Genomic DNA, 7,700 nt, shown 5'->3' on the forward strand with positions numbered 1-7,700 from the left:
CGACGCCGAAGGAGTCTGACGTGCGGATCGTGTTCGCCGGAACACCCGAGGTCGCGGTGCCCTCATTGCAGCGACTGCTCTCCTCGGCCGACCATGAGGTCGTCGGTGTGATCTCGCGACCCGATGCGGTCGCGGGGCGTGGTCGTAAGGTGTCGCGGTCACCGATCGCCGAACTCGCCGATGCGAACGGCATCGAGGTCATCAGCCCGCGTCGGATGTCCGACGCGGAGGTCGGCGACGCACTCGCGCGGTGGCAACCCGACGTCGGAGCCGTGGTCGCCTATGGCGGGCTGATTCCGCCGGACGTTCTCGAGATCCCGCCGCACGGCTGGATCAATCTGCACTTCTCGGTGTTGCCCGCGTGGCGTGGGGCCGCACCGGTGCAGGCCGCGATCGCCGCCGGTGACGAGACCACGGGCGCCAGCACCTTCCTGCTGGAGAAGGGCCTCGACACCGGCCCTGTCTACGGTGTGCTGACCGAAACGATCCGGCCGACCGACACCAGCGGAGACCTGCTGGACAGGCTGTCCGACGCAGGGTCGACGCTCCTCGCGTCCACTCTCGACGGGATCGCCGCGGGTGCGTTGTCGCCGGTGCCGCAGCCCGCAGAGGGAGTCAGCCACGCACCCAAGGTCGAGGTCGACGACGCGCGGGTCCGGTGGGATCTGCCCGCGCACCTGCTCGATCGACGTATCCGTGCGCACACTCCCGCACCTGGCGCGTGGACGACACTCGGCGACGCGCGCGTGAAGCTCGGCCCGGTCGGCCTCGTCGGCTCCGACGACCCGTCCGCGCCGAAGGATCTGGCGCCCGGGCGCGTCGTCGTCACCAAAAAGGTGGTGTTCGTCGGGACGGCCACCGATCCCGTGCGGCTCGGGTGGGTGCAGCCGCCGGGCAAGAAGCAGATGCCCGCCACGGATTGGGCGCGTGGTGCGCGACTCGACGAGGAGACGGTGCTGTCATGAGTGATCCGAAACTGCGAAAGAAGGCCGCCGATCCGGTCCGCGAGGTCGCCCGCGACGTCCTTCGCGCAGTCCGTGAGCGCGACGCCTACGCCAACCTCGTACTCCCGAAGCTGTTGCGGGAGCGCAAGATCACCGGACGCGACGCCGCGCTGGCGACCGAGCTGACCTACGGCACAGCGCGTGCACTCGGCACTCTCGACGCGATCATCGCCGCGGCGGCGAATCGTCCGGTGTCCGAGATCGACGGCGACGTTCTCGACGTGCTGCGTCTCGGTGCCTACCAGTTGCTGCGTACCCGCATCGGGGCGCACGCGGCGGTCTCGACGTCCGTCGATCTTGTTCGTAGCGAAAAGGGCATGGGGCCATCGGGTTTCGTGAACGCTGTGCTGCGCAAGATTTCTCAGCGCGACGAGGATCTGTGGGTCGACGAACTCGCTCCGCCGATCTGGGAGGATCTCGTCGGCAATCTCGCGTTCCGGTACGCCCATCCGCGGTGGATCGCGGAGGTGTTCTCCGACGCACTCGGGGGCTCCGCAGGCGAGCTGCAGGCCGCACTCGCCGCCGACGACGAGCGCCCGCCGGTGCACCTCGTCGCGCGTCCGGGATTGATCACTGCCGAGGAACTGGCCCTCACGAGCGGTGGCGAGGTTGGTCGCTACTCGCCGTACGCGGTGTACCTGCCGGGCGGCGACCCTGGCGACATCGAGGCTGTGCGCCAGGGGTATGCGGGAGTTCAGGATGAGGGGAGTCAGCTCGTCGCACGGGCTGTCACCGCCGCCGACATCGGCGAGGACGGCGGCCGATGGTTGGACATGTGCGCAGGCCCCGGCGGTAAAGCCGCGCTGATCGGCGCGATCGCCGACATCGACGGGGCACACGTCGACGCCGTCGAGGTGAGCGAACACCGCGCCGACCTGATCCGCGGTGTCACCCGCGACATGCCTGTCGACGTCCACGTCGGCGACGCGCGCACTCTCACGCCCGAGACGGGATTGGCCCCCGGCTACGACAGAATTCTGCTCGACGCCCCGTGTTCGGGACTCGGCTCGCTTCGTCGTCGACCGGAGGCCCGCTGGCGGCGCACTCCCGAGGACGTCACCGAGCTCGTGGGACTTCAGCGTGAATTGCTCACGGAGGCTTTGCGAATGGTGCGCCCCGGCGGCGTCGTCGTCTATTCGACGTGCTCGCCGCACCCCGCGGAGACGACCGAACTCGTCGCCTCTGTTCTCGACGACGTCCCGGAGGCTCGGCAGCTCGACGCCCGGCCACTGGTGGGCACCGAGGAGATCGGCGACGGCCCGCACGTACAACTCTGGCCCCATCGGCAGGGCACCGACGCGATGTTCCTGGCCGCGCTGACGAAGGAGTGACAGTCGGAGGGCGGTGCCGGGTCAGGCGACGCGGGCTCCTCCGTCGGACTCGATGACGGTGCCGGTGATGTTCGGGTTGGTGGCGAGTAGTTCGATGACCTGCGCGATATCGTCGGCGGCCGCGATTCTCTTGGTCGGCAGCCCGTCCGCGATCTGTTTGAAAACAGCAGGGCGTCGTCGTCGAGCATGCTCCACCAGGGGGTGTCGACATAGCCGGGCGAGACAGCGTTGACACGCACCGGCGCCAACTCGGCGGCAAGTGGTGCCACTAGTCCCTCCACTGCGGCGTTGAGAGAACCAATGCCGGCTGTCTCCGGCATGCCGATGCGGGCGGTGATCGCACCGACCAAAGTGACCGATGCGCTGTGTGCGAGATGCGGTAATGCGGCTTTGAGAGCTGTGATGGTCGGCCAGAGCTTCTCGTCGAAGGCCGAGCGCAGGCGTTCGAGGTCCAGGTCGGCGAGCGGTCCAACTCCCTTGTTGCCGCTCACCGTCACGATGAGACGATCGACGACGCCCACGCCGGCGGCCAGGGAGGCAACAGCATCAAAGTCGCCCGCGTCGAGTTCATGCGGGATCAGCGACGGATGCTGGCGCGTGGCCTCAGACAGAGATTTCACGTTGCGACCAGCGATGTGGACGATGTCGCCCAGGGTGCTGAGTCGGGCGGCGGTGGCGAGACCAATTCCGGAGCTCCCGCCGATGATGAGCGATGTAGGCATGAGACAAATCCCTTCACGAGACGTTGCGGTTCGTATTTACGTTAGCAGCAATTGCGGACCATCGCGTCTCGTGATTGCTAGAGTTGTGGGCATGTCGGACCAATCAGCGAGTCGTCGAGGTCCCAAACGCAATGAACACGCGAGGAGTGCGATCCTGTCGGCCGCGTTTCTGCTCACGCAGGAAGTGGGTTATCGGGGTCTGACCATTGAGGGCATTGCTACTCGTGCAGGTGTCGGGAAGCAGACGGTGTACCGATGGTGGCCGACGAAGGCTGACGTACTCCTCGAAGCCGGTGCCTCAAGGGCCGACTTGAGTGTCTCGCACGACGACCACGGCACATTCCGTGACGACATCGAACACTTCCTCCGAGATTCGATCAGGTTGATGGCAGTGTCCGGAATCGCAGACACCCTGCGTAGCCTGATGGCGGAGTCCCAGGTCAATCCCGAGTTCGCTCAACGGTTTCGTGAAGGATTCTTGAACCGTCGACGTGAGGCGCTCATTGAGATCGTCGACCGTGCCGCAGCGCGTGGCGATTTTCCTGGCCACCTGTCGGCGGAACTCGTTGCCGACGTCGTGTTCGGTGTCATTTGGTATCGCGTACTGGCGACAGAGCGACCGATGGTGGATGACGATGTCAGGGCACTTGTCGACCTACTCGCCCCGGCGCCATTTTGATCGAAAATGATTGCAGCAAGGCTACATTCAGCGTAGACTAGAACAAACATTCGACGACGTCGGGAGCCTCATGTTTGCAGAAACCAGCGAGCTGGAATCGCTGGTTTCTGCGCTCGGTGAGATGTCGGCTGCGGAGTCCGAAGCCGATGCCGCCGCCCGGCTCACCGTGCTGGAAGAGATCAAATCCGCCTGTGCTGCAGCGCAGGCCCGTGAGGCCGCGCGGTTGGATGAACTCCGTCGCGCCGATGAGGAGCTGCGTGGCATACCGAAGGCGAGGCTGGGTCGGGGACTCTCGGCCGAAATCGGAATCGCGCGAAAAGCCTCTCCGCAGAAGGGGTCTCAGTACCTCGGATTCGCGCGGGCGCTCCACCACGAGATGCCGCACACGCGCGATGCGCTGGCATCGGGCCGACTGACCGAGTGGCGCGCCACAATTCTGGTCCGCGAGACCGCCTACCTCACGCGCGAAACGCGTGAGGAGATCGACCGTCGGGTCTGTCAGGATCCGGAGACCCTCGCAGGCGTCGGCGATCGGCAACTCGAGGCGTTGGCGAAGCAACACGTATACGAGTTGGAACCCCGCGCCGTCGTCGATCGAAAGGCCAAGGCGGAGAAGGATCGTCGAGTGTCAGTTCGTCCGGCGCCGGATCTGATGACGCAGTTGTCCGCGCTGCTGCCGATGAAGCAGGGAATCTCGGTCTACGCGGCACTCAAGCGGTACGCCGACTCGGTCGTCGGTGCAGACGACCGCAGCCACGCGCAGATCATGGCCGACACGCTCGTCGAGCGGGTCACGGGACAGGCGTCAGCCGATGCGGTCCCGGTCGCTGTCGACCTGGTGATGTCAGCGGAGACGATGCTCGGGGGTGAGAAGGCGGCGGAGGTTCCGGGATACGGGCCGATTCCGGCGTCGATCGCACGCCAGCTCATCTCGGAAGGCTTCGATCCTGACAGCGAGACCGCATCGAGCCTGCGCCGCCTCTACGCCAGGCCGTCCGACGGCACGTTGGTCTCGATGGACGCCAGGTCGCGGTGCTTCCCGTCGGCATTGGCGCTCTTCGTCGCCCGGCGTGACAGGCGGTGTCGGGTTGCCTACTGCAACGGCCACGTCGAACACATCGATCACGTCCTCGCCCATCGCAGTGGTGGAGAAACGACTGCTGAGAACGGCGAGGGGCTGTGCCGCCTTCACAATCTGGTCAAGGAACTGCCCGGTTGGAAGTACCGTCGGCGCACTGAGTTCGGCGACATCACCGTGATCGACGTCATCACCCCCTCGGGGTGCGAGCATCGGAGCACCTCACCGCCCACCGTCGGATTCCGGCCGGGGGGGAGAGCGCGCTCGAGACCGAACTGGCGGCACCGATCAACGCTGCGTGACGTCAGTTGCGTTGCCGACGCCTACGAGGGTTCCGCTGACCTCGTCGTCGACGATGACGCGCGTACATCGCCTATGGCAGATGGGCGAAATGCTGCGCATTCAGAGGGCACAAATATCATCACTTCCGACGGCGCGCTGATTCTCGGTGCGGGAGTTTGAGCGTTGACCACGTATATTGCCCATACGTGAACGATCTTCGCGCAGCCCGGTACGCCGAACACATACGTAGCATGGGCCAGTTTGTCCGTTTCGGCATTGTCGGAGCGTGCGGAGTCGTCGTCAATATGGTCGTCGCTATCCTGCTGAACAAGGCCCACGGCGGTACCACCAAGGCGAACGACGTGGTGTGGCACGTCAGCGGCACCGACTTCAACCTTCGCTATACGGTTATCGTCTGGATCGTCGGATTTCTCGTGGCGAATTGCGTGAATTTCCAGCTGAACCGCACATGGACCTTCAAAAGTGCCAAGCATGCGAGTTGGTGGTCGGAGTTTTGGCCATTTCTCGCCGTCGGCAGCGTCGCTGCGATCGTCGGCATGTTCCTGAAGGTGGGCTTCACCAATCCGACGTCGCCGATCTACCTCTCGTCGTCGTTCTTCCACGAGGGCGCAGGTCTGCATTCGCGTGAGTACTGGGCCCAGATCATCACGATCGTGATCACGATGCCCATCAACTTCGCCGTCAACAAGCTGTGGACGTTCCGCGCGGTGCGGTCACCGATCGCCGCGCGTGAAGAGCAGGTGCCGCCGGCTGCCTCCGCAGAACCTGCCACATCGTCGGGTCCGGTGGACAGTTAGATTGGCTGCCATGAGTGACGCCAACACGCCGATGATCGCGCCGTCGATTCTCTCCGCCGATTTCGCCAATCTCGCAGCCGAATCTGCTGCGGTCGCGCATCCGGGCAGCACTCGCGCCGACTGGCTGCACGTCGATGTGATGGACGCGCATTTCGTCCCCAACCTCACGCTCGGGCTCCCGGTCGTCGAGAGCCTGCTCAAGGCAACCGACATCCCCCTCGACTGCCACCTGATGATCGACGACCCCAAGCGCTGGGCGCCGCCGTACGCCGAGGCCGGTGCCTACAACGTCACCTTTCACGCCGAGGCGACGTCGGATCCCGTCGATGTTGCGCGTGACATCCGCGCGGCAGGAGCAAAGGCCGGCCTCGCGATCAAGCCGAACACGCCGCTCGAGCCGTACCTGGAGATCCTGCGCGACATCGACACGTTGCTCGTGATGAGTGTCGAGCCGGGCTTCGGCGGACAGAAGTTCATCGCTGAGGTGCTGGAGAAGGTCAAGATCGTGCGCACGATCGTCGACTCGTCGGATCTGCGACTGCTCGTCGAGATCGACGGCGGAATCAACGCCGACACCATCGAGCAGGCCGCCGAAGCGGGCGTCGACTGCTTCGTCGCGGGTTCGGCTGTCTACGGTGCCGACGATCCCGGTAAGGCTGTCGCAGCGTTGCGCGAGCAGGCCGCCACGGCCAGGGCTCGTGTCGACTGACAAACCCCTGCTCGATTCCTCGATGCGGTCAGCCATCGAGGAATCGGTCGGCGCACTGGGGCTCAGCTCTCCCAATCCGCCCGTCGGGGCGGTGATCGTGTCGCCTGATGGCGAGATCGTCGCGCGCGGCCACACACAGCCACCTGGTGGGCCGCATGCCGAGATCATGGCGCTGCGTGCTGCGGGGGACGCCGCGCGCGGCGCAACCGCGGTGGTGACACTCGAACCCTGCAATCACACCGGCCGCACCGGCCCGTGTTCGCAGGCCCTGATCGACGCGGGGATCGCGCGCGTGGTGTTCGCTGTTGCGGACCCCAATCCCACCGCCAGCGGGGGAGCCGGGCGGCTGCGCGACGCGGGCGTCGACGTCGAATCCGGTCGCCTCGACGTCGAGGCGCGCACCGGTCCACTGCGCCACTGGCTGTTCACGCAGGAGCACGGCAGGCCGTTCGTCACCGCGAAGATCGCGTCGACGGTCGACGGCCGGGTGGCCGCACCCGACGGCACGAGCCGCTGGATCACCGGCCAACAATCACGGGCGCGCGCACACCTCCAGCGCCGGCAGATCGACGCCATCGTCGTAGGCACCGGAACCGTGCTCGCTGACGATCCCTCTCTCACCGCACGCCTGCCCGACGACACTCTCGCGCCACTCCAACCGGTCCGGGTGGCGATGGGGTTGCGCGACGTCGACACGTCGGCCCGCATACGCGACGACGCCGCGCCGTTTCTGCAGGTGCGCAGCCACGACCCGGCAGACGTCCTCGCCGCCCTACCCGACGCCACCTGGGTGCTGGTCGAGGGCGGACCGGCGATCATCGGCGCCTTCATCGACGCGGGTCTCGTCGACGAAATCGAGGCCTACGTCGCACCGACAGTGCTCGGCGCAGGTGCTGCTTCGGTCGACCGGCCAGCGCTCAGGACCCTCGCGCAAGCGAAGCGATTTGTCACCACCGACGTCGAGCGACTCGGTGACGACGTTCTCATCCGCATGGCGCGTGACTGAACCTACTTGCGCTTCAAGCGGTTCCGGCCGATGAACCATCCTGCGATCACGCCCGCGAGCGCGATGATCGT

Annotated in this window: 8 protein-coding genes and 1 pseudogene; 7 read left to right on the forward strand and 2 right to left on the reverse strand. The window is 65.9% G+C overall.

Annotation, left to right across the window (positions count from 1 at the left end; genetic code table 11):
• Positions 1-20 precede the first annotated feature (20 nt).
• Together fmt and B3T59_RS13825 are read left to right on the forward strand one after the other, a co-directional pair.
• A complete protein-coding gene (gene fmt / locus B3T59_RS13820; protein ID WP_251721310.1) occupies positions 21-965 on the forward strand; it encodes a methionyl-tRNA formyltransferase in 945 nt (314 codons plus the stop codon).
• Entirely contained in the window at positions 962-2,335 is a 1,374-nt protein-coding gene (locus tag B3T59_RS13825; protein WP_064861712.1) for an RsmB/NOP family class I SAM-dependent RNA methyltransferase, read from the forward strand. Before fmt ends, B3T59_RS13825 begins: the two co-directional genes overlap by 4 nt.
• A 21-nt stretch (positions 2,336-2,356) precedes the next feature.
• Here B3T59_RS13825 and B3T59_RS13830 read toward each other — a convergent pair whose 3' ends face one another.
• Together B3T59_RS13830 and B3T59_RS13835 are read right to left on the reverse strand one after the other, a co-directional pair.
• A complete protein-coding gene (locus tag B3T59_RS13830; protein WP_287003855.1) occupies positions 2,357-2,530 on the reverse strand; it encodes a hypothetical protein in 174 nt (57 codons plus the stop codon).
• Positions 2,531-2,565: 35 nt separating this feature from the next.
• Positions 2,566-3,057, reverse strand: a pseudogene (locus B3T59_RS13835) (SDR family NAD(P)-dependent oxidoreductase); the annotation flags it as partial.
• A 91-nt stretch (positions 3,058-3,148) separates the two neighbouring features.
• Here B3T59_RS13835 and B3T59_RS13840 point away from each other — a divergent pair.
• The 5 genes from B3T59_RS13840 (at position 3,149) to ribD (ending at position 7,629) form a co-directional block, all read left to right on the forward strand.
• Complete coding sequence (locus B3T59_RS13840) at positions 3,149-3,736, forward strand: TetR/AcrR family transcriptional regulator (protein WP_287003845.1); 588 nt, start codon at positions 3,149-3,151, stop codon at positions 3,734-3,736.
• Between the two features lie 70 nt (positions 3,737-3,806).
• Entirely contained in the window at positions 3,807-5,276 is a 1,470-nt protein-coding gene (locus B3T59_RS13845) for an HNH endonuclease (RefSeq protein WP_287003847.1), read from the forward strand.
• 71 nt (positions 5,277-5,347) lie between these two features.
• On the forward strand, positions 5,348-5,914 hold the full coding sequence (locus B3T59_RS13850) for a GtrA family protein (RefSeq protein ID WP_064861723.1): 567 nt from the start codon (positions 5,348-5,350) through the stop codon (positions 5,912-5,914).
• A gap of 10 nt (positions 5,915-5,924) precedes the next feature.
• Entirely contained in the window at positions 5,925-6,623 is a 699-nt protein-coding gene (gene rpe, locus B3T59_RS13855; RefSeq protein WP_372495399.1) for a ribulose-phosphate 3-epimerase, read from the forward strand.
• Positions 6,624-6,645: 22 nt separating this feature from the next.
• The gene (gene ribD / locus B3T59_RS13860; protein ID WP_313318321.1) at positions 6,646-7,629 is read left to right on the forward strand and encodes a bifunctional diaminohydroxyphosphoribosylaminopyrimidine deaminase/5-amino-6-(5-phosphoribosylamino)uracil reductase RibD; all 984 of its coding nucleotides are present in this window, start codon (positions 6,646-6,648) and stop codon (positions 7,627-7,629) included.
• The last annotated feature ends 71 nt before the right edge of the window (positions 7,630-7,700 follow it).

The sequence above is a fragment of the Gordonia sp. UBA7860 genome (assembly GCF_002500165.1).
GTDB lineage: Bacteria > Actinomycetota > Actinomycetes > Mycobacteriales > Mycobacteriaceae > Gordonia > Gordonia sputi.

What these genes read in the sequence shown, in the direction of transcription:
- B3T59_RS13825 (WP_064861712.1), top strand. Translation starts at nt 962, where the DNA reads ATGAGTGATCCGAAACTGCGAAAGAAGGCCGCCGATCCGGTCCGCGAG.
- B3T59_RS13840 (WP_287003845.1), top strand. Translation starts at nt 3,149, where the DNA reads ATGTCGGACCAATCAGCGAGTCGTCGAGGTCCCAAACGCAATGAACAC.
- B3T59_RS13845 (WP_287003847.1), top strand. Translation starts at nt 3,807, where the DNA reads ATGTTTGCAGAAACCAGCGAGCTGGAATCGCTGGTTTCTGCGCTCGGT.
- B3T59_RS13850 (WP_064861723.1), top strand. Translation starts at nt 5,348, where the DNA reads ATGGGCCAGTTTGTCCGTTTCGGCATTGTCGGAGCGTGCGGAGTCGTC.
- rpe (WP_372495399.1), top strand. Translation starts at nt 5,925, where the DNA reads ATGAGTGACGCCAACACGCCGATGATCGCGCCGTCGATTCTCTCCGCC.
- ribD (WP_313318321.1), top strand. Translation starts at nt 6,646, where the DNA reads ATGCGGTCAGCCATCGAGGAATCGGTCGGCGCACTGGGGCTCAGCTCT.